At 55.9% G+C, this 21,359-nt stretch carries 17 protein-coding genes and 1 pseudogene; 10 read left to right on the top strand and 8 right to left on the bottom strand.

The genetic code is table 11. The features are described from left to right. Positions 1-123: 123 nt before the first annotated feature. Together F8N12_RS05485 and F8N12_RS27770 are read right to left on the bottom strand one after the other, a co-directional pair. Positions 124-741, bottom strand: coding sequence for a recombinase family protein (locus F8N12_RS05485; RefSeq protein WP_150579539.1), 618 nt, complete (start codon positions 739-741; stop codon positions 124-126). 114 nt (positions 742-855) lie between these two features. Continuing rightward, positions 856-1,071, bottom strand: a pseudogene (locus F8N12_RS27770) (hypothetical protein). A 426-nt stretch (positions 1,072-1,497) separates the two neighbouring features. Between F8N12_RS27770 and F8N12_RS05475 the strand changes: the two are divergent. The 7 genes from F8N12_RS05475 (at position 1,498) to F8N12_RS05445 (ending at position 10,537) form a co-directional block, all read left to right on the top strand. Further along, positions 1,498-1,944: a hypothetical protein gene (locus F8N12_RS05475; RefSeq protein ID WP_150579537.1), complete on the top strand. Its 447-nt coding sequence runs from the start codon at positions 1,498-1,500 to the stop codon at positions 1,942-1,944. A gap of 114 nt (positions 1,945-2,058) precedes the next feature. Further along, positions 2,059-2,499: a hypothetical protein gene (locus tag F8N12_RS05470; RefSeq protein WP_150579536.1), complete on the top strand. Its 441-nt coding sequence runs from the start codon at positions 2,059-2,061 to the stop codon at positions 2,497-2,499. Between the two features lie 413 nt (positions 2,500-2,912). Further along, complete coding sequence (locus F8N12_RS05465; protein ID WP_150579535.1) at positions 2,913-3,359, top strand: hypothetical protein; 447 nt, start codon at positions 2,913-2,915, stop codon at positions 3,357-3,359. 313 nt (positions 3,360-3,672) lie between these two features. Continuing rightward, the gene (locus F8N12_RS05460) at positions 3,673-4,398 is read left to right on the top strand and encodes a hypothetical protein (RefSeq protein WP_150579534.1); all 726 of its coding nucleotides are present in this window, start codon (positions 3,673-3,675) and stop codon (positions 4,396-4,398) included. Between the two features lie 381 nt (positions 4,399-4,779). Then, positions 4,780-5,478 carry an endonuclease NucS domain-containing protein gene (locus tag F8N12_RS05455; RefSeq protein WP_191623116.1) on the top strand — a complete coding sequence of 233 codons (699 nt, stop codon included), beginning with the start codon at positions 4,780-4,782 and terminating at the stop codon, positions 5,476-5,478. 225 nt (positions 5,479-5,703) lie between these two features. Continuing rightward, on the top strand, positions 5,704-8,655 hold the full coding sequence (locus F8N12_RS05450; protein ID WP_150579533.1) for an ATP-binding domain-containing protein: 2,952 nt from the start codon (positions 5,704-5,706) through the stop codon (positions 8,653-8,655). Between the two features lie 25 nt (positions 8,656-8,680). Further along, positions 8,681-10,537: a DUF262 domain-containing protein gene (locus F8N12_RS05445; protein ID WP_150579532.1), complete on the top strand. Its 1,857-nt coding sequence runs from the start codon at positions 8,681-8,683 to the stop codon at positions 10,535-10,537. Positions 10,538-11,257: 720 nt separating this feature from the next. Here F8N12_RS05445 and F8N12_RS27765 read toward each other — a convergent pair. From F8N12_RS27765 to F8N12_RS05415, 6 genes are all read right to left on the bottom strand, one after another. Continuing rightward, positions 11,258-11,863, bottom strand: coding sequence for a hypothetical protein (locus F8N12_RS27765; RefSeq protein ID WP_224787668.1), 606 nt, complete (start codon positions 11,861-11,863; stop codon positions 11,258-11,260). Further along, a complete protein-coding gene (locus tag F8N12_RS05435) occupies positions 11,860-12,432 on the bottom strand; it encodes a hypothetical protein (protein WP_150579531.1) in 573 nt (190 codons plus the stop codon). Before F8N12_RS05435 ends, F8N12_RS27765 begins: the two co-directional genes overlap by 4 nt. Then, positions 12,429-14,102, bottom strand: a complete 1,674-nt coding sequence (locus F8N12_RS05430; protein ID WP_224787671.1) for a DUF3987 domain-containing protein — start codon at positions 14,100-14,102, stop codon at positions 12,429-12,431. The genes F8N12_RS05435 and F8N12_RS05430 overlap by 4 nt, the downstream gene beginning before the upstream one ends. 11 nt (positions 14,103-14,113) lie before the next feature. Further along, on the bottom strand, positions 14,114-15,184 hold the full coding sequence (locus F8N12_RS05425; RefSeq protein ID WP_150579529.1) for a toprim domain-containing protein: 1,071 nt from the start codon (positions 15,182-15,184) through the stop codon (positions 14,114-14,116). A gap of 3 nt (positions 15,185-15,187) precedes the next feature. Further along, entirely contained in the window at positions 15,188-15,415 is a 228-nt protein-coding gene (locus F8N12_RS05420; RefSeq protein WP_150579528.1) for a helix-turn-helix transcriptional regulator, read from the bottom strand. A 496-nt stretch (positions 15,416-15,911) separates the two neighbouring features. Further along, a complete protein-coding gene (locus F8N12_RS05415) occupies positions 15,912-17,381 on the bottom strand; it encodes a tyrosine-type recombinase/integrase (protein ID WP_150579527.1) in 1,470 nt (489 codons plus the stop codon). Positions 17,382-17,767: 386 nt separating this feature from the next. On the opposite strand from F8N12_RS05415, the gene F8N12_RS05410 reads away from it, so the two are divergent. The 3 genes from F8N12_RS05410 (at position 17,768) to F8N12_RS05395 (ending at position 21,253) form a co-directional block, all read left to right on the top strand. Then, positions 17,768-19,090 (top strand): tyrosine-type recombinase/integrase, encoded by a 1,323-nt coding sequence (locus F8N12_RS05410; protein WP_150579526.1) that lies wholly within the window; start codon positions 17,768-17,770, stop codon positions 19,088-19,090. Positions 19,091-20,000: 910 nt separating this feature from the next. Then, entirely contained in the window at positions 20,001-20,981 is a 981-nt protein-coding gene (locus tag F8N12_RS05400; protein ID WP_150579525.1) for an integrase domain-containing protein, read from the top strand. Then, positions 20,978-21,253, top strand: a complete 276-nt coding sequence (locus F8N12_RS05395; protein WP_150579524.1) for a hypothetical protein — start codon at positions 20,978-20,980, stop codon at positions 21,251-21,253. The genes F8N12_RS05400 and F8N12_RS05395 overlap by 4 nt, the downstream gene beginning before the upstream one ends. Positions 21,254-21,359: the final 106 nt, after the last annotated feature.

Below are 21,359 nucleotides of genomic sequence, written 5' to 3'. Positions count from 1 at the left end.
ACTTGATGCCTCTGCCACCGACCAGGCGGCCTTCGCCGTGCATGTTTCCGAGAAACTGCAATGCAGACAGTGTGGTCATGGCGCAGGTATGACCTTGGCCACAAAGCCTTTTTATTGGTGCTTTCAGACGCTGGCCAAGTCCCTGATCCTGAGGACTGTGGTGGTTGAGCAGTTGGCGTGCCTGGCTGTTGCGCGGATGCCAAGGCCGGCGCCGAGCAGCTCCGTAACGCGCTTGTGCAGATCTTCATCGACCGGCCGGCCCTGATACTTACCGGCAGCTTTCGCCTTCTCGATACCCTGGGCCTGACGCTCGCGGCGTTGCTCGTAATCCTTGCGCGCGATGGCGGCCATCATTTCCACCAGCATCGAGTTGATAGCGCTCAACATTCGACCGGTGAACTCGTCGCCCTTCGTGTCCTGCATTCCCTGGTGACTGGTCGGCAGATCGAGCGCGACGATGCGCAGCCCCTTGGAATCAATCGTGGCCTTGAGCTTCTGCCAGTCCTCCACCGGCAAGCGGGAGAGCCGGTCTATCGATTCCACCAGCAGCACATCACCCTTGCGCGCATCTTTGAGCAGACGCAGCAACTCCGGCCGGTCTGCGGAGGCGCCGCTGGCATTCTCCAGATACACGCTCGCGATGACCTTGTTATGGTCGCTGGCGAACTGTTCAAGCGAGGCTTGGGCGCGGCTGGCGTCTTGTTCTTCGGTGGATGCTCGGAGGTATGCGCGGATGAACATGATGAGTGCCTGTATCAGTTAGGGTGTCCTACTAACACTGTTGCACTATGGGTGTTACTTATCAAGCAGAAAGCACAAATAAATTCGAATTAGCGCGTATCAGCTCAGGCATACCTATAGCTGCCGTAGCCGCATGATAGCGCCTGTGATGTCTTCAGCATTCCGGTCCAGCGTTTCCATAGCAACAATTGCGTTAGCGGCAACGCTGCGCACTCCATTCTTAGAAAGACACTTGGTTACCTCCTCGATGGCCGCGGATATGGCGTGCTGGTTGTGAAGAACAGTGTGAGTGCATCTGCTGTAACTGTTGGCTTCAAAGTTATCTGACATGGGTATCGTCTTTGAGTAACTGGTGCGGGAACACTAGCTGAACGCTACGCTCGCTCGAGCCACTTCTCCGGAACCGCTGACACCTCGTGATTGACCACCCATTTACATTTGACCTAACCCGCTGTGTGTGCCGGATTTGCCCCGCCCCCTTCGCAAACATGACCGGCAGCGATCAGCCATTTTCGGTCAGTCGTGACAAACTAAACTTTGACTGATCTGAAGAGGGCTCCGTAACGATTTTAGGTGGGACTCCCAATGCGTTCGAGCTAGGGCCGGGGCTCAGTCGTGACCGGAGTCACCATATGTCGTTATTCGCAGATCATGCACCCCTCGCGAGCTCCAAAGTGATTTCTTGGTTCGTTCTTCGATGGCTTTTGGCCATGCGGCTGGCATACTCAGGTTTTCACGATAGTAAGGACGCGCGACATGCTCGGGGCTTTAATCAAGGTTTTAAGTTCATGGCCTTACAAAGCCACAATCAAGCTGGCCAAAGGACAAATGCATGGTGGTCTGATCAGTGCCTTTGCAGCCATGCAGGCGCCAATTCCCCCCAAAATAATTGGCGAAATCGACGCAATGTGGGCCCATGCCGAACAGTTTTTTCCTTCATTCCCCGGCTGGATCATGGAGCACGATGAAAAGGCTTTGGCTGCTAACGCCTTGGTATTTTGGGCGGTAGCGTTGGTGGACACAGACAGGAAATATGCGGCTGTACTGCTCTCGGCAGCAGGTTTTTGCGTTTATGACGTTGATCAAGCCAGGTTTACCAACGATCCTCGTTTTACCCTAATGATGCGCGGTGCTGCAACGGTTGCTCAGCGTAAGGGGTTGGATTTTTACAGCAATCTCCTGGAAACGGATGAGCCGTTTTAACAAAGCGGCTATTATTCGTAGACGCAGCGACTTTTTGGCATTGCTTTGCGCACACTCACGGCTAAAAATCTGGCATTGATTTTGACTGCTCATTAAAGAAAGGCAAGGATTCTTATGTATTTTCTTCTGTCGGTATTCGCGGCGATCGCTCTTGCTATCCCTACATATGGCGCATCGCTCTTAGTTTTTTTTCTAGTAAAAAACTGGTTCGATACTAAAGCGGCAAATCACATTCTCAACGTGATTTCCAGAAGCGTCAAAACCCAGGAGAGCCAAGAGCTTTACCACATCAACAAAGCAGCCATCAGGAGAGCATTCACTATGCTTTCCGCAAAATACGAAGAAGAAACCAGCCATAGGCTCACATTTTTTTCGGGCATGGTTAAGCACCCTATGCACACCAACACCATTAGCGTCTTTGTTGTGTATTCGCCTAGGAATGGAACAAAGAACAAAATAGAAATAAGCACTAAGGTGTTTCAACCTCTGACTACCGCGTCGTTAGAGGACGGCTCATTCTTGGATGCTTTGATAAAGCCCCGCTCGACCTTTTAATAGCCCCAAAAACTCTCGACTACAAAAAAGCCCTTCCCAGTGGCTTTTTGTGCGCAATTTAAAGAAGATGTCGTTATGCGCAGCCTCGTTCGCCTACCTTGACTCGGCTTCGCAGCTAGATAGCTGCCGACTGAGAGATCGAATCGATGGGATATAAATCCCTTAGCTGTTCGCTGGATGAAATCTGCCGGCTATGACCGGCCGGTATGGGTCGATTTCTGCCTATCACTAAGGGCAGAGAACTGCCAGTCGGAGCCCCAAGCCTATAGAACGAATACACCGTCGTTTTTAATCCTGCATGATATTAAGACGCCACCATGGTTTCTCTGCTAATGTTGCGCGGCTTAAAATCTCGGTCCCGCGAGCCAAGTCTATCTCTGCTTTCTAACACCGCTCAAAAAGGAATTAATTGGATGTCTAGCTTTCTACAGTTTGGTTATCTTGGCCTCTTAGGGCTTGTTATTTATCTTGGTTATCGAATTGTCGTAAAGGATAGTGCGCGACCATTTTCGCAGGTGATTATTCTTATATTGATATTTGTCATCATTTCCGTTGGTGGCGGGGGCGTAGGTTACTTGTGGGCATCAAAGGAGCTTGAGGCCGCGAATGCTAAGAAAAGTACGATTGCGACCGTCATGGAACAGGTAAAGTCATTGCAAGAGATGCATATAAAAGATATGGAGCCTCTACAAAGCGCATTGAGTGATGCGTCGAAAAACCTAACAAGGAGCTATTCTGACGATCTCCGCAAGCAGTATCGCGAGGATATAATTTCTCTAAATGAAGTCATACGCTCTCGCGATGAAGCTTTTGCATCGCAAATATCTGCACTTCAAAAATTGTTTCTTGAGAAGAGCTAGTAGTCTCCATCATGAAATTCTAGGCGATTCAATCAAGACTTAGTCATTGTGTGAGTCGCCCCTCCTTCCAAGATGCAGTAGATGACTGCTTCAGCAAGAAGCGCATATGGTGCTTTGTTTTCCATTCGCCACCAGATGTTATGGGGCATTCTCTGCCGTCCAGAGCCAAGAAGCATGTTGGAATCCGGCTGGCCAATGCAGTCTAAAGAGGCGACAGGCATATAACGGTCAGGCTGTGTGAGCTTGCCTGGCCGTGGGCCTTGAAGTATTTTGAGAAATCAATTTGCCACTATTTGGCTCAAGGAGACGGCCTATGGCTTCAAAGACAGCAGGATTGCTTGGAACCCTCTTTTTTGCTGCCTCGGGGGCTGTGCTGGCTGATGGGGCATCCCCCGAAATACAGGCCCATTGCATGAAAATCTCTAAGCAGTACCAAGCTGCAGCGATGTTACGTGAAGAAGGGGTGACTGAGACCGATGCCTTTTTATACATGGAACGGCTCAAAAATGTCGACGACAGGAACCCCATGAAGGCTGCTGTCGTGGCCGCGTATGAGGTGTATTCAGCGTATAACTCGAACCAGATTTCGGTTATGGCCTATCGTCAATGCCTGACCGACAATAACGTCGTTTTGATTCCTAAATCGCCACCTAAACCGCCCCAGCCGATTGCTGACGGCTCCCCGTCGCTCGATCAGGATGGGAATATCGCCCTTGGGAATGCTCCGAAATACATAGGAGAAAGTCCAAAAAAACTGTTGCCCGGAAAATGGGATTGCCAAGACTACGGTGGTCAGAAGCACTGGACCGAGATTTATGGGGATACAAATCGTTTCGTGATGGAAAGCCGCGAAGCCTACAATTCCGGTAAGTACGACATCACCGGCAGCGTTGCCTCCAGGCGCTTCGATCGCCTCCCTGGAAAGGAGCAATTCGCGGGGAAGGACGACCGCGTACTGCTATATTTCACCTCTCCTAACTACCGCGTCAGCAACCTGGACAAGCAATACAGCGAGTGTGCTCGGGTAGCGGCTGGCTAACGCCCCAGTACAGACACCGAAGACCAAGTCTGCGAACTGCCCCTTACAGCCTTAATCGACTTCATCATCTTAGCCACATCCGTACGTCATCGAACGTCGGTGCCACACCCAACCCCTCAGGCCGGTTTTGGCCGATTTCTGCCAGTCGCCACAGTCTGCTTTGGGTCGATTTCGGCCTGTCGCGACAGGCAGAAATCCGCCAAAAGCGGACGCTTAGCCGACCGACTTCTGTCCCTAGAACAGCATGAGTAGTAACCATAATCAGCTGACAGCTGCGCGTTGCCACCGGTGGCGATAGGCGAGCAATGTTGCCAAAGTAGTATTCCTACTACCCACCAGCTAACCTGCCAGCCTTAGGACATCAGTCATGGACGCCCCCAGATGCAGCCACCCAAGAAATACTTTGTTGTTTTGGTCGAATTAGATGGGGGGCACACGCTATATCCGATGAAGGAATGGTGCCGTCAGAATCCTAATGAAGCACCACCTATCGATCCAAACACGAATTCTCAGCAGCTTCGTCGTGCATTCACTCGAATGGGATGGGTCACTGAAGACACTGAAACACAGGTTCTGGTTCTGCATCCCGGCACACCTAAAACAGCTATTCAAGCCATCGAAGACGAAGACCTGACTCTTGGAAACGAAGACACGCCAGATTCAGATCGAGAGACAGTTTTTGAACTGGAATGGCAGCTACGCGACTTCATATCTCACAACATCGAATCACTGAAACTGGAAGATAAATCCCTTCGCCTCTATGTCGACCCTGTAGGTCGTGATGGAGTTGAATACCCTACCGATGTTGGGCCAATCGACATACTCGCACTTGATTCAGATGACGCGTTCGTGATTTTTGAACTGAAACGTGGACGTGTGGCAGATCGTGCCATTGGTCAGATCAGCCGCTACATGGGCTGGATCAAGAAGAACCTTGCGCACGGGAAGATGGTGAAGGGCGTCATCGTTGCGAAATCCATCAGCTCAAACCTACGTCACGCTATTGTGGCAGTGCCTAATGTCTCGCTTTTTGAGTATGAAGTAGCGTTCAGCCTGAACCAAATCTTTGAAGCAGATTGATCAACGTCAGATGAAATATGAGGAGGGAATAGCTCCAACCTTTGTAGACTAGCAATTGACCGCTACTGCCCGTTAGATGCCGTGCGTGGGTTACCGCTATAGGCTCAAGATATTTTCGACGCAGCCGTACTGGCCTAATGCCAATGCTGAGATAAATGATTTACCCTGATTAACGGGTTACGTCGGAGCGTGGGCGTTTTCTGCCAAGGATGAGGAGTGACAGGTATGGCAAAGCAGCTTAGTGAAGCATCCCTGCGCAAGGTTGCCCGTGAAGAGCTGGAGGTGCTTGAGGGGATTATTGATTACGCCGAGCATATGATCCGTGAAGGCGATTTGGCTTACTGGAATCTTAAGCGCAACGCCTACGGCAAGGCACTGGTGATCGAGCGTGAGAACGAGGGGGTTGCTACATTCCGGCTGGCTATGGACTCGCTGGTGTACCCCAAAGTCAGCTCGGGCTATGCCACTCCGCACTCACCGGTGGGCCGTCTATGCGCCGTGGCAGGAGTCGGTTTTGAGAGCTTTTCCAAAGCCTGGGGTGATTACCGGGTCACTGAGGCCCGCCAGTTTCGTCGCCATGATTTGGAAGAACTGGAGCGTCATGCACGCAACTTTCTGGCGGTGGGCGTGGAGAATGCTAACGGCCAGGGAAAGGTCATGGATCTGCGAGCCTTTTTGACAACGGCTAATTTAGCAGGCAAGCAAACGACCGTGCCGAGTAAAAAGCCTGCAAAGACCAAAAGTGTGGAGAAGCCTGTCGCCGTTGTGCTCCCCATTGGCAAGGAGCTGCTCGAACCTGCCAAGCGAACAACCAACGAAGCCGGGCTGACAAACACACCGGTGACAGAGGTTCTTGTTGTTACACACCCACCAGAAGATGGGCAGCCGGCAGGCGTGCCATTAGAGCTGACACTGTCCGTGCCTGCCGCACCGCGGCTGCAGATTCTCGATGACGAGGAAGAAGATTCGGTACTGGCGATTGCCGATCTCGATGATGTGGACGATGAAGTTGGCGGCGAGCTAATTGAGCGGATGAGCCTGGATGAGCACTTTTTTCTGAATCGAACCCCGAATCAGGACAAGATCATTTCCCGGGAGCCGGTTGGGCCGATGTGGGTCGAGGGCGTTGCGGGCTCAGGCAAGACCTCGGCGGCGCTCGGGCGAACCAAGATGCTCTGTGACTTCAACTCGAATGAAGTTACGGATCGTGAGACGTTCCGGTCCATTCTCGGCGACGACTTCGACTACTGGGAAGGGGAGTTTGCCGGCAAATTCTCCCAGGACGGCAGCGTCGGCTTTGTGCGCACTGCCGAGCTGATCCAGTACCTCAAGCAAACCTGCAGCCGTCTAGGTATGCCCGGTTTGCCGGTGCTTGAGTATCACGAGTTGCGCTCCAAGCTGCGCAGCTATCGCCATCTGGAGTCTTCGGGCGGCTTTGGCAAACGCTTCAAACACAGCAGCGACGAGGGGCATTCTCTGATCACCACGCTGGCTTGGCTCAATGCCGCCCGGCTTGCGCTGGCGCGGGTGATTGCCGCCGATTTGCAGAAGCTGCTGGTTGAGGTCGAAAGTGAGCAGCTGCAACGGTTTACGGCCCAGCAGCGCAGTCAGTTTGCCGCTGCCCGCCAAGCGCTTGCAGCCAGCGTTAATGAACTGGTGCAAGAGCTGCTCTCGCCTTTGGCTGCGGAGCGAACCTTGTATCGGTTGGGGGCCAAATTGTTGGAGAGGATTCAGGCGCTGGCTCAGCGAATCCTGGGCCCGGCAACCCTGAGTATTCATGTAGGGGAATACATGGCCTATGGCGAGGGCATTCCGGAGTTGGCGCAAAGGCTGGCAGAGTTACCTGTCGATTTGTTCCAGCAACCCAATCAGGTATTGGTGCTGTACAGGGCGAGTGTTGCTGAGGGGGTCGAGGCATTGCCCTGTGTATCGAGCAGTCGTTACCAGTTCCTCTCGGCGGATAACCAGCCCTTGTCCTTCAATGATGCTGTGCAGGCCTCACTCTCGGGCACTAGCGTCCGCGCTCTGCTGCCATCGTTAGTGAGTGGTGACGGGTATGAGACCAAATTTATGCCAGTCAATGAGCTGTTCATTGTGCTTGGTACGCCCAGGTCCTTGCTCTATCTGGATGGTGAGGGGCTGAAGTGGTTGAAGGTCAGCAGTGGGATCGGTAGTCAGGTGCTACCTGGCGAGGACGAACAGGCGCGACCTTCGGTACGTAAGATATTCCTGCAGACAGCGTTGGATCATCTGGCCAAGCCGCTGAAGAACTTCGCCGGGCTGTATGCAAAGGCGCTGTATGAATACGCCGACAGCTTCCCTGATGCGGCCATTGCATGGCAGGTACTGGAGCGTCTTGAAGAGCAACGCCTGTGCGATTCGGATATCGACTTGCTGCTGTGCCTGGCTCACGACCTCAGTGCCGGAGTAACAGCCAAGCTCCCCGCTAGCCTGCGCGAGGCCCCTTTCTATCAGAGCGTGTTTGTCGATGAAGTGCAGGACTTCAGCGAGCAGCAGATCTACTTGATGACCTCCCAGGCTGACCCGCGTTACAGCGCAATCACTGTGGTCGGAGACCGTTCGCAGCAGTTGCTCCGCAACGAGGAAATTCACATCGCGGATTGCTTCCCTATTGGCAAGCGTCCAGAGTTTGTGGCGCTGGATGAGAACCTGCGGCAGAAAGGGCAGCCGGATCTCGCTGCGCTAAGTGCGGTACTGCGGCAGTTGTTCGAGCGCGGAGCCGATACGGATGTACAGCAGCTGGACGCTGCCCTTCTGCATGATCAGGTCAGCGAGCAAGGCGCTTACACGCTGCATGGCTTTGCTCGGCGTGAAGAAGAGTTCAGGTATCTATGCGAGACGATCGCCGCTATCCCTGAAAATCAGTCGGTTGCTGTGGTCTTGCCTGACCAGGAAACCGCCCGGTCTCTGCATGCTTTATGTGCGCAGGAGCTGGAGGGCAGCTTCCGCAAGATGAGCGTATCGGAACAAATCGATCTGTCGAAAAAGTACCTTGTGCACTTCACGTCGGTGCTGCATGTGAAGGGGCTGGAGTTCGATGTCGTGATGTTGCCAATGATCGACCTTTACGACCTTGGTCAGCCGGTATTCCGCAACCGGTTGTATGTAGGTTGTACGCGAGCGAGACAGCAGTTGCTGATGAGTCGGCTGCGCTAGTAGATAACTAAGGATTGAATGAACGATGGAAGCCAACAGCCGTCCTCTGCTGCGAATCTTCGAACCCACGGTGTGCTACCAGATTCCGCTGTTCCAGCGGCCTTATGTATGGAAGCGTGAGGATAATTGGCAGCCGCTCTGGGAGGACTTCGAGCGCCTGCTCGATGTGATGCTGGCTGGTGAGAAGCTGCGCCCGCATTTCCTCGGTGCCGTGGTGCTTGAGCAACTGCGAAATGACACGGGTTCGGTGCAGGGCCGTCAGGTCATTGATGGCCAGCAGCGCTTCACCACCTTGCAACTGCTGCTGATCGCCGCCCGCGACCTGTGCCGCAGCCGGGGTAGCGAGCGCTTCGCCGGGCGCTTCGAGTCGATGGTCTCCAACAGTGACACGATGGTCGATGACCCGTCAGAGGTGCCCAAATTGTTGCCAACCAATGCCGACCGCCTTGCATTTGCCTTGGTACATGGCGCGGGCAGCCCGGATGCGTTGTTGCAGCAGGCGAGCAAAAAGGGCGTGGACTTCAGCTACGATCAGGGCATCGTCGGCGCCTACCTGTACTTTTATGGGCAGTTCGAGGAGTGGTTGCGGCCGGAGGCTGTAGAAGCCGAAGAGTCGCCCGAGAAACAGCTGGATGCGCTTTGGGCCGTGGTTCGCAATGGCTTGCAATTAGTGGTGATTGATCTCGGCGAAGACGACGAATCGCAAGTGATCTTTGAGACGCTCAATGCACGTGGTACGCAGTTGCTGCCGGCGGACCTAATCAAGAACTTTCTGTTCCGGCGCGCTCAAAGCGAAGGCGGTGATATCGATACGCTGTACGAAGAGCATTGGGCGGAGTTCGATGGCGAGTTCTGGCGTAAAGAGGTGAAGCAGGGGCGGGAAAACCGTCCACGCATTGACATCTTCATCCGCCATTTTCTGACCCTGGCGATGCGCCGCGATATTCGTGTCGGCCACATCTTTAACGAATACAAGAACTACGTGCAGCACACCGCCGACTGGGGCTCTTGTTTCGTCGAACCGGCCAAATCTGCCAGTGACCATATGGCGCTGCTCAAGACCTACGCCGAGCATTTTCGCCAGTTCTCTTCGCCCACGGCAGGATCTCGTCTGTCGCGTTTTCTGGCGCGCCTCGTGGTGATCGATACTTCGACGGTTTATCCGTTGCTGCTGTTATGCAGCCAGCGACTGCGTCCGCAGCAGCAAACCGAGTTCGAGGCGATCCTAACGGTGCTTGAGTCCTATCTGTTCCGTCGGATGATCTGTGGCCTGACCACCAAGAACTACAACCGACTATTCCTCGATCTGATTCGTCATCTCGAGCGGGAAAAGCAGATTACGGCCCAGGTTGTCGGTGCATTCCTGCTCTCCAGCGAAGGGGAAAGTGTGCGCTTCCCGAAAGACGGCGAGCTGAGCAATGCGCTACTCGACTACCCGCTGTACCAGTGGTGGCCGCAGTACCGTGTGCGGGCGGTGCTCGAGGCCCTGGAGCGGGCGCTGGCGCATGCTAAAAGCGAGGCTGTCAGCCTGCCGACGGGGTTGACCATAGAGCATATTCTGCCTGTGAAGTGGCAGGAGCACTGGCCGCTGCCCGCGGAGGTGCAGAATGATCCCCAGACTAAGGTGGAGTTCAGCCAGCGTCGTGATCGAATGAAGCACACGCTAGGCAATCTGACACTGGTGACCAGAAGCCTGAACCCTGCATTGTCCAACTCCGCTTGGGCAGCCAAGAAACCGGAACTCTTGAAATGGAGCAAGCTGAATCTCAGCCGTGACTTGCATGACCATGAAGAATGGTCGGAGCAGGAGATTCTCGCCAGGGGAGCGGCGCTGGCGAAGTCTGCGATTCAGATCTGGCCATATCCTGACGTTGATCAGTAGCAACTAGAACGGAAGCATTGTAAGCAACCTGCGTTCGGAGTCACTTTACTGAGGGACAGCTTCTGACCGTTTTCAGCCGGTGACCAGCTGCAGCTATTGGCCGATCACTGCCCTTCGTGAAATGCAGAAAACGGCCAGTAGTTGACCTAGCGTTTCACTGGGTACCTGTCCTCGAATTGGTGCAAAAGCCCGGCATTTAGTTTTTTTGGCGAGGCCGAGCGCCGTAAAGATCGCCGCGCCCAACTACTATCAGTGCCATCCCTGGAACTGTTTTCGTTGGCTGCGCCTGCGCATTTTTGTGGGATGGCAGTATGAGCGGCACCAAGTGAGGAATCCAGACGCCTGACGAAAAGGTTGAACCTATCGCGGAGCGGCGCACGCCTCAGCCTACTCACCCGCTGCAGGTTGTCGCCCAATCGAGTCCAGACCGTATTTTTAAGGTGCACCTCAAGTGAAACAAATAATCGGACAAAAACGGAGCTGACGAGTCTTTATTTCTAGGCCTAGGAAAGGTGATTTTCGTTGCACTTTCTCGGGATAACTCAAAGTGATACGTGCCAATAAATTCGGGCGGGTAATCACTTAGTAATTCGCCATCCGTGGCGTTTCGCTCAATCCAGGATCTCGCGACGAATCTTATCCTGCTCGCGCAGCTCTTCGGCCAGTTCTCGCAGCAGCGGCCTCATCCCGCCCGTCCAGGCATTGCGCGATGAAGCCGCTTTACCCTCGGTGCTGCGTGGTCCGGTGCTTCGGTCCCATGGTCGCCATTGCCGGATCAGCTCCGCCTGCCGCGCCCGTCGCTCGGGTGTCCAGCCGTTCGCCATGCTCAACCTCCAATAGTTCGTTCTGCGCTTTTTTGGATTTCCGCGTGCGCGCGGGCTTCTCATGGATACCGTTGTTGACTTGGACCTGATTGCCGATGTTCGCCTGCTTCACGAAAGCGACCTGCTTGGGAGTTTTGAGTTCGCCCAAGGTCTGCAAGGTGGCCCTGGCCTGGTTCTGGGCCTTAAGTGCGAGACGCATGTAGGACTCCAGCCCGTCCATGTTTTTAGACGACAGTGCCCGACCCGCAAGATGCACGAATAGAGCATCTAGAGAATGCGCTTGGGATACCAACATGTCTTCTGCTCGGGTCATGTCACCGCGGTTAATTGCAGTCGTCTGCCGAGCCAGTTCGAGGACAGCCTCGGGGAACGGCGTCTTGCCGAGCAGGTTACTACTGACAAGCAATGCGGCGTTCACGCACTCCGGAGTCAGGTAATTGCGGGCATTGGCCTTTTCCTCATTCTCCTCGATGACAAACTCAACTGCTGGAGCATCGTTCATTCACTTGCCTCCATCGGGGTGTTGTTATAACGCTGGCGCAAGTCAATGCCGGCCGCGCAGTAACGGCGCGTTGCCGCATGACATTCGTCGCAGCTCATCACGTGGTTGGTCTGTGCCGCATCAGCCACTCGCCAAGCCTGTGACGCCGAAGCCGCGGTGAGGATGATGTGTTTCGGCTTAACTTCCACCACGGCGTGGATCTCGGCCGCTTGCTCGATCCGCTGCGGCCGGTGGTTCCACGCCGGGCTAGCACGGATGATGTCAGCTACCAGCACGACGTCCGCCCTGCCCAACTCGGCAAGGTCGTGCGGCTCCAAATGCCCTTCTTCCAGCAGTACGTCAGGACAGGTTTCAAGCAGGCGCGCGACACGGGAGAGCCAGGCGCTCGAAAGCATCGGGTCGTTGGCAGCATTCAGAGCGTGGATGATCTCGATCTTGTGCGCGGCCAATTCGACGAGCAGGTTGTCAGACGGCGGATGGTCAGCACGCAGTTGCAGGCAGCCATCCTGACTGACCGTCATCTCAAGGCCGGCCACGCTTGCGCGGTGGATCAGCTCGGCGGCACTCAAAGCTTCAACTCCCACATCTGTTCGCTTTTCGCGCTTACGAATGCAGGGTGCTGCGGATTCTGCGGATTCTGCGGAAGGCCGTGATATTGCGGGGCTTCTTCGTGCGGAAGCTTTGCGGAATTTTGCGGAAGCCCTGCGGATGCTGAACGTGACGCGCGGGGAAACGGTGCAACTTCCGCAACCTTCCGCAGCTCTTCCGCAATCGCATAGCTACATGGCTGGTGGGTTTCCGCAGAATCCGCAACTTCCGCAAGGAGGTTGATCCTGAACTGCTTGCCGTCGCTGCTCAGCAGGTGGTGATGCCTCAGCAAAACGGCCAGCACCTTGTCACGCTTCTGGGCCGAACGAACCGCAAACGGTCCCGACTTGCCCAGTTCATTGACATGAAACTCTTGCCACTTTGCCGGATTCTTGTGGTCGCGAAACCAGCACATCAATTCGGCGGCGAGTTTCAGCTCTGGATCAACTGCGCCTGCGGCGATGTAGCGCAGCCACTCATCTAGGGAATAGCGCGCTAGCATGCACGCGCGACGCATGCAGTCGGCATCAATCAGCTCGACACCCTCAACAAAGCCGAGCACGGCAGCCAAACGCAACGCATGCTCGGCGCCTCGGGCGGCGAACGGCTTCAGGCCAGCGAACTTCCCGAGTGGCCCGCGCTCGCTTTCGATCTCGTTGCGAAAGTCCACCCATACCTGTTTAGCCTCTGCGTCAGGCTCCAGAACGGGTGGGGCGACCTCACCGGTTTCCGGGTCAATATGTTCCGGGCTGGCGGCGATCTCATCGCAGCGCGACCAGTACGCTTGCAGACGCGGGTCTGCGTAGGCCTTGCGCTGCAGTGACTCAATAGTGATGAAGCAGGTGCCGGCCAGACTATTCGGCGCCGCGAGCAGGAAGCGAGCAAGGAAGCCCTGCCCGACCAACAACGGATTGCTCAATGCCTCCGCCACGGTTACCGCTTGCGCCATCAAGTGAATGCTCAGGCGGCGGTTATAGGCTACGCCGGAGCCTTCCACGTTGCCGCGCGAGCGGGTGCGCTCGAACTTCCCCGAACTGAAGGCTGTAGTCAGGCCGCCAAGGGTCGAAGCCACAGTGTCAGCCTTGATCGAGTGACCGCCGAGCATTTGTCCGCCTTCGTCCGTGTCCCAGCTTGCAGCCGCCTTGCCCCGGATGAAATCACCAACCAGCGGCTCGAAAGTCGCATCGCTGTATTGGGTTTTCGGATCGGGCGGCAACGGGTGTGCAGCCAAGAACTCTTCACGCGCCTTGCCCTTCAGGCCAGCAGCCATTGTCTCAATCTCGGCGCAGGCTTGGCGGTGGCGAGCGCGCGCATCCTTTTCCGCTTCGTCAATCGTCTTGAAGGCCAAATCACGCGCGCTCGACTTGCCCTCCCCCGAATCGAACAGCGACAGCATGAACAGCGAGCAGGGCGCCCCTTCAGGTTTGCCCTTGGGGTGCCAAGCGTTGACCCGGGTCTGCGCCAGATGGGTGGCCGCACCGATAACGCATTGCCCGGCGATAGCGGCAGGCACCATTGCATGCTCGACAATGGCTTCGACTGCGCCGCGCATCACGTAGGGCAGCGCGTCCAAGGGATAAGGCGTCGGCGGCGCGGTATCCGGTAGCAGCGGCTTAGGTGCCAGCCCTGTCGGGGTCTGAATTTCGGTCATCAGGAGCGCGTTCATTCCCGGTCCTCCAGCAATACAGCCAAATCATTGAAGTCGGACAGATGCAGCGGCGCATCCTCCGGCCAGGCCGGCAGCACGTACTTCTGGTCGAGCATCGCAGCCGCATGGATGGCAGCCAGCTTGCCGGAGTTGGGCTTGCCCTCAGCTTCCTTGGCACGGTCATCATCGCCGCCGACGACCAGCACGAGATTGGGATGGAGGCGCTTCAACTCTAAACCAGCCGGCAGCAAGTTAGCGGCGCTCATTGCAGCGGCGATCGGCTTGCCCGTCTGCTCGTGAAGGGTGGCAGCCGTTGCAATGCCCTCGACGATGAACAGCTCGATGCCGGGCTCGATACGCCCGAACAGGCAGTAGCAACCGCTGATCCGGCCACCCGAAAGGAAAAGCTTGGTGCCATCGGACTTGATGCGTTGGAGGCTCACCAATTCGCCGCGCCAGTAGATGGGAACCAGCAACTCGCTGCCGAGCTGAAGTAGATGATGGGGTTTAATGCGCTTGCGGACCATGTACCGATGGTTGGGGTTAGCCGGGCCAGCAAGCGCCCAGACGCGACGAGCACGAACGGCGGCATTCTCCCACTTGGCCCGCGTTGCTTCATCGTCTTGCTGCTGGCGCTGTTCGCGCTGGCGGACGATACGCTGGCGCTCGATTTCCTCGGCGAGCAGGTCACGCTTGAGGTCACCTCCGAACGGCAGCCCCAGTTGCTTGGCGATGATGCGAGTGGCATCGACCTGTCGGCAGCCGCGCAGATAGGCGAGCAACGACACAAGGTCTCCACCTTTGTCGCCGCTGGCGAAGTCGTGCCACTTGCCGGTGTGGAGGTTAATGCTGAACGACCCTTGCTTACGGTCACCGCGCACCGGATTGATCGCCCAGTACTCTTTGCCCTTGCGATTGCCGTCCGGCAGCCAGTCGGCCAGCAGATTGTCCGCGACGGACAGAGCCGCATCGGCAATGCGCTGAATCTCAAGATGGATCGGCGTCGGTGCAAGCTCACCAGCTCCGAGTTTCTTCAAGCCGAACGCTGCCGGCCCGCGACTATTTGCGGGTTGTTGGATACGCATGGGTTACGCCTCCTGCGGAGTCAGGAAGGCTTCAATGGACTCAACCGGCCAGCGAACCGAACGACCGAAGCGTACGGCACGTGGGAAGCCAGGCATCTGCGACCAGCGCCACCAGGTCGTGCGGCTGACTTGGTAGCGAGTGCAGAGCTGTGCGGTGGTGCCGAAGGTGCCGGGAATCGGCAGATTGGGTGTTGCAGTGTAAGGACTGGCGCGATTGGTTTGTTGACTCATTTTGGGCATCCATTTCGAACTGAATGGGATTCCCCTCAGTGCAGGATAGAAAGTCACTAGTCCGCACGACGGGTCGTAGGATCTACGTCGGTCGGACGGTACGAATTTGCATTGACGCCAAATTCAGGTGACTTAAACTCCTAGCGTCTACAAGCATCGCCTGTAGATATTGAAGCCGGATCAAAAGCTTCTACCTTGGGGGTGTACTGGCCTTGCCGGTATGCAGAGGGACGTTGACGCGTCCCCCCAGATCAGCCCTCGGCATTTAAGGTGTCGAGGGCTTTTCTTTGTCTGCATTCCAGCAGCAACTACGTTACCAGCAACCCCCGGCAACAGCGTGCAGGGCGTTTCATCTGGGTCTTGTACGTCTAGCCAGTAGCCGCATAGTAGCGAGGCCTGCGGAACGTTCAAGTACACTTTAGCGAATGATAATCATTTGTAATAATGTATTAAAGCACCATATCTGACCATATCTCGCCATATCTCACCAAATGCGCTAGAAATTATTTTTGTTTTTTTCAGTTTTATTCCTTTTTCTCGACAGCGGCACCACATTAGCGGTCTGCTGCTCCCCCAATACCTTCGCAAGCGCACGCTCGAAAAGCTCGATGGCACGCCGCTTTTCCGGTAATGCCGCCTCGGGGTTATTTCGATAGTGAATATTCGCTACGCCAGTCTGACCATGCGCTTGCAGCAGGTCGGACAGTTGATCGCTGATTCCGTGTCTCTGCATCAGTTGGGCGCAGGTGCGGCGCAAGTCGCGCGGCGAGAAGCTGGAGGTCTGCTTCCCACCTATAACCGCGTGCTCTGACTTCAGCCAATCAGCAACGGCATGGCGCGGGCTGCTGACGACGATGTGCTGCTTTCCGGTGGTGGTCCACGGCCAGGGGTGACAGCCGTTGATCTCCCTCACATGCTTCAGAATGGCGATAGCCCGTCCAGTCAACGGGACTAGGTGCGGCCTGCTCATCGTTTGTCCTCCGCGCCCCTTGCGATGGATCAAGCTTACGGTTTGGGCCTCCAGATCGTAATCATCCCAAGTGGTCTGGCAGATGTTGAGAATGCGTTGCCCTCCTGTGGCAATGACGAACTGGAACAACAGCGCCATGACCGGCCCGACGCCTTCGGTGGTTTCGACTGTTCCCCAGAACTTTCTCAACTCCGCATCAGAAAGCGCACGGGTTGCGGGGGCCGATACCTTCTCGACTGCTACCAACATGGCCGGATTGTTCTCTAGTTTGTAGCTCTTGGCGCTCGACCTGCCGACCGCGTTCTCGGCCCGCAGACCATGATTGAATGCCGCAGCCAAGAACGAACGCATCCGGTCGGCCTGTACCTTCGCACCGCGATCCCAGATCGGATTAAGTATGGCGAGAATGTGGTCGGGGCGAATGTCTCGCGCCTTCATTGCCATGATGCTGGCGTGAGGGGCCAGCATATTGGTCTGATACAACCGCTCCAGCTCCTTGACGACGCCGGCAGTGGCCTTCTCCCGGCGCGATTCGATGTAGTCGAGGAATAGCTCTCCGAAGGTGCCGCGTGACGCTTCGACTTCGGCTAGGTGATGGCGCTCTCGGGCTTCCTCCTCCGCCTTCAGGCGAGCAGACTCGACAGCGCGCTCATTTTGGATACGTGCCGCTTCAGCGCTTTCTTCCTGCTGTGCCAAGTACGCCTTAACGTCGCCGTGAGCTTTAGCTATCTGCGCCATTGCCGCGGCGTGGTCGCGCAGTTCCGGCAAGGTAAAGCCGACCTCCCGAGCAGTGCGTCGATACACTCCTAGCTTGATCAGCACTTGCTTGCCCGCCAGGTGATAGCGGTAGTAGCAAGCGGGCGAGCTTTCGTTCGCACGCTTGAATACCAGTGCCCCGGTGCCACGTCCCGGCAGGCTTTCGACCAAAGGTGAGCAGCCGGGAGTCATACCCCGCACTTTCTGGTCATTCACAGTCTTCGATGCATTACTCGCCATTGGTCGCGCCTCAGTCTTGGTCACAGCTTTGGTCACAGCTTCTCAGGTAACTGAAGACTACAACGTGCAACGAGACGAAACAACGAAACAAGGCAAAATCCCTTTATACATAAGGGTATTATGGATTTTCGTTACTTACTGAATCTTGAAAAAACACCGGGACAAGCCGCTTGTAATCAGTAGGTCCCGGGTTCGACTCCTGGTGCCGGCACCATACAAGGTTCCAGAGAAGGCTTTCAAAATCTCTGGAACCCCCGAAAAACCCGCCTTCTGGCGGGTTTTTTCGTTTTGGCGTTCCATCGGTTTCCGTCAGAAACTGGTGGATTCCAACCGTTTTAAGGGTAGAGTTTGGGATACAGGTCACTTCGATAAAAGGGAGTACCCTTATGTCGCGCACCACAGCTCCGCTCTCCGACGCAGCTTGCCGCTTGGCAAAACCTACAGACCGCGCCTACAAGCTTTTCGACGGCGATGGCCTCTACCTCCTAGTCCAGCCCAATGGCCGCAAAGGCTGGCGGCTCCGTTACGTCAAACCTGACGGACGCGAAGGACTGACCTCGTTCGGCAACTACCCCGTCATTGGCCTCGCCGATGCGCGCCGCAAGCGCTTGGAAGTTAAGCGAATGCTGGCGGATGGCGTTGATCCTATAGAGACCAAGCACCAAGCCAAGGCGGAAGCCGTAATCAAAGGCAGAACCTTTGAAAGCGTTGCGCTCGACTGGCATACGGAAATGTCGGCCAAGTGGGCACCAGGCCATTCCAAGACTGTGATGAGCCGCCTCAAAACCCACGTGTTCCCGCTGATCGGCGCCCGCGCCATTGTCGACCTCGACACCCATGACCTCATGCAGCCCTTGGAAGCGATCAAGAAGCGCGGAACGATAGACGTAGCTTTAAGGGTACAAAACTACCTGCAGAGCATCATGCGCGAGGCAAAACGCCTCCGGCTTATCACCGCAAACCCTGCTTACGACCTCGAAGGCTTGATCAAAGCCCCGCGGGTGGTACATCGCCCCGCTTTACCCTTATCGCGACTGCCGGAACTACAGGAGCGGATCGACACCTATAAAGGCCGCGCACTTACCCGCCTGACGGTGATGCTATCGCTGCATGTGTTTGTACGATCCAGCGAACTGCGTTTCGCCCGCTGGAGCGAGTTCGACCTCAAGCGCGGCACCTGGGAGATACCGGACACTCGACCCGCGTTGGAGGGAGTACCCTTTTCCACAAGGGGTACGAAGATGGCAGGGGATATCCATTTAGTACCCTTATCGCCGCAAGCAGTGGCGCTACTCGAAAAAATCCATGCACTCACAGGCAAATTCGCATTGGTCTTCGCAGGTGATGCCAAACCCTGGAAGCCCATGTCCGAAAATACCGTGAACAACGCGCTACGGACCATGGGATACGACACCCAAACCGATATCTGCGGGCATGGGTTTCGTTCGATGGCCTGCAGCGCACTGATCGAGTCGGGATTGTGGTCGGAGACAGCTATTGAACGGCAGATGAGCCACAAGGAGCGCAACAACGTCCGCGCCGCTTACATCCACAAGGCCGAGTTCATCGAGGAGCGCAGGCTGATCATGAACTGGTGGAGCCGGTATCTGGAGGCCAACCAGCAGGAGCATGTCACTCCACACGAATTCGCGAACCAGACCGGAGCAAACGTCACTCGCCTAAAAGCAAAACGTGGCGCAACCGAGTAAGCGCTCGGTCTTCATATCTCAGTGATCCGCTTGTCCACGCGGGTCCATCCAAGCAGGGCTGCAAAGCCGCCCTGCTTGGATGGACCTCACTTAAAAAATCTAAAGCCCACGCAACTATCTGTGGAAAACCACTGATTTCCACCGGTGGATAATTTCATCCACAGCCGCAAAACTCCCGAAAATTCGAGCCTTGACCCGAATTATCCACAGGCGTAGAAAAGATTGGGCAAAGCGCTGTCGTTGACAGCAACCCAGGTAGCCAGAACCTTTAAGGCTACGCCACATCTGTGGTGGTTCTCCCAAAGTGCGATTAGCGTCCGGCGGCTCGCACGGTCACAGCAATGTGATGGATGCCTACTTTTACCAGTGCCCACTGCGGCAACTCATCCCCTTTCATAGCTGCTCTGCAGCAACCTATCCGCTTGGCCATTTCACTGCGCCAACCTGCGCCCGTCTCTTTCTTCCGGAAAGACGGGCGCTCCTACCGCTGCTGCAGCCCAACTCGTACAAGGCTTTGCGGCATTCCCCTTCGTGACAATCGGCGTGACAAACACCGAAAAGTCACCAGCAACAGCGATGCAGATGATGGTGCCGCAGCCCACGGAATGGACTGCACCTGACTGACAGTCAGGCATGCCCCGGTCATTGCATAGCTGCCTTCACCCGACTCAGGATCTCGCGGCGTCGGTCTCGTCAGCCAGCGCAGCCTCCACCCGCCCACGTCTTCGGAAGTGTTCAGGAGGCCAGATCATGAGATGCCCAAGCTCCCGGTTGTAAGGAGCCGCCAGTCCCGCGTTAGTGGACAACCCTCACAGGTCGCAGGGGCCTTGATCCCTGATAACACTCAACATCCTTGGCGGGATGACGTGGGGAAAGCTTCAAAGGTTTTGGGTTCGAGAGGAGTTTGATCATGGCATTGGTAGGTAGACGAAACGGGCGAAATTTTGGCTATGGCCGGCAATTGAGTTATGCCGGGCCACGGGCGTTGCGGGACATGTTTGGCGGCGGGCATTACGGCACGGTCAAGGCGCATAGTGATCGGTGGCGGGCATTCGTGCGGTGGTGTCACTCAGAGGATGGGCCAGGCCTCAACGATGCGCGTCAAATAGATCAGAAAACGCTGCTCGACTACGCCGGACATCTGCGCCAGCAAGTTGAACAAGGTGAGCTCGCCATCGCCACCGCGCAAAACCGGTTGTCCAGCGTGAATCGGACCATGGCCGCACTTCGCGGCGATCAATACGCGAACGTCCCGAGTCCGAGCGAGGCGTTGGGCATGCAGCGCACTAGTGTTCGCAGCTCGGTGCCGCAAGGCCAAGACCGCGAACACGTGAAGCGGGTCGTAGAAGCGCTCTGTGGACATCAGCAGTCGCGCGCAGCCGCTATCACATTGTTGGCCCGAGCCACCGGTATGCGCTTACGCGAGACGATCTTGGCCGACCTTCCCCGTCTAAAACGTGAAGCCAAGCAATTCGGCAAGATCAACATCCAGGACGGTACCAAAGGTGGCCGTTCAGGCGCGTCAGCACCTCGTTGGATTACGGTAGATGATCATATTCGTGACGCATTGAGGTTTGCCGAAAAGGTCTCACCCGACGGTAGCCGCAACCTGCTTGCACCGAACGAACGCTACCTCGATTTTTTGCAGGGAATCGTCCGACCCGCACGGGACATCATCCATAAGCACAACCTCAAAGGCTTCCACGAGTTGCGGGCAGCCTATGCGTGCGAACGATATGAGCAAATCACCCAGCATCCTGCGCCCATCAACGGTGGCCGTTGCTACCAGCTCGACCGACACCTCGATCAGGAGGCCCGGGTGCAAATCAGCTATGAGCTGGGGCACGGTCGTATCGACGTAGTTTCGGCTTACATCGGGGGCCGAGCATGAGTAAGGCATTCGATATGGAGCTGTTCCTGGCGAGCGTCCTGACTGGATCTCATACAACACGCCAACGCCACCTGCGTCAGGCGAAAGCTATCCAAACAGCAATAGCTGATCGCTGGCAACGCGACAATCCATGGACCTGGCAGCAAAAGCATCTCGTCTGGTTTCTAACTCACCGCATGAACCCGCACGCTGAATCGACGCGCTATTACTATGTACTAACCATACGCTTGATCACTCTTCGCTTAGGAGAATCCTGGTATTTCAACCGTTAAGCGTAGGTCCGCGACCGGCAGAAATCGACCTGGCCAGCGTCGCAAACCTGCGCAAGGCTTTGCGCTATGCTGCGCGGCGCCAGCAACCTTTGCTCATTATGGACGG

It is taken from the genome of Pseudomonas fluorescens (assembly GCF_902497625.1).
In the GTDB taxonomy this organism is placed as follows: domain Bacteria; phylum Pseudomonadota; class Gammaproteobacteria; order Pseudomonadales; family Pseudomonadaceae; genus Aquipseudomonas; species Aquipseudomonas fluorescens_BQ.
The sequence above is the reverse complement of the archived record's forward strand: the minus strand, read 5'-3'. Positions and strand labels throughout refer to the sequence as shown.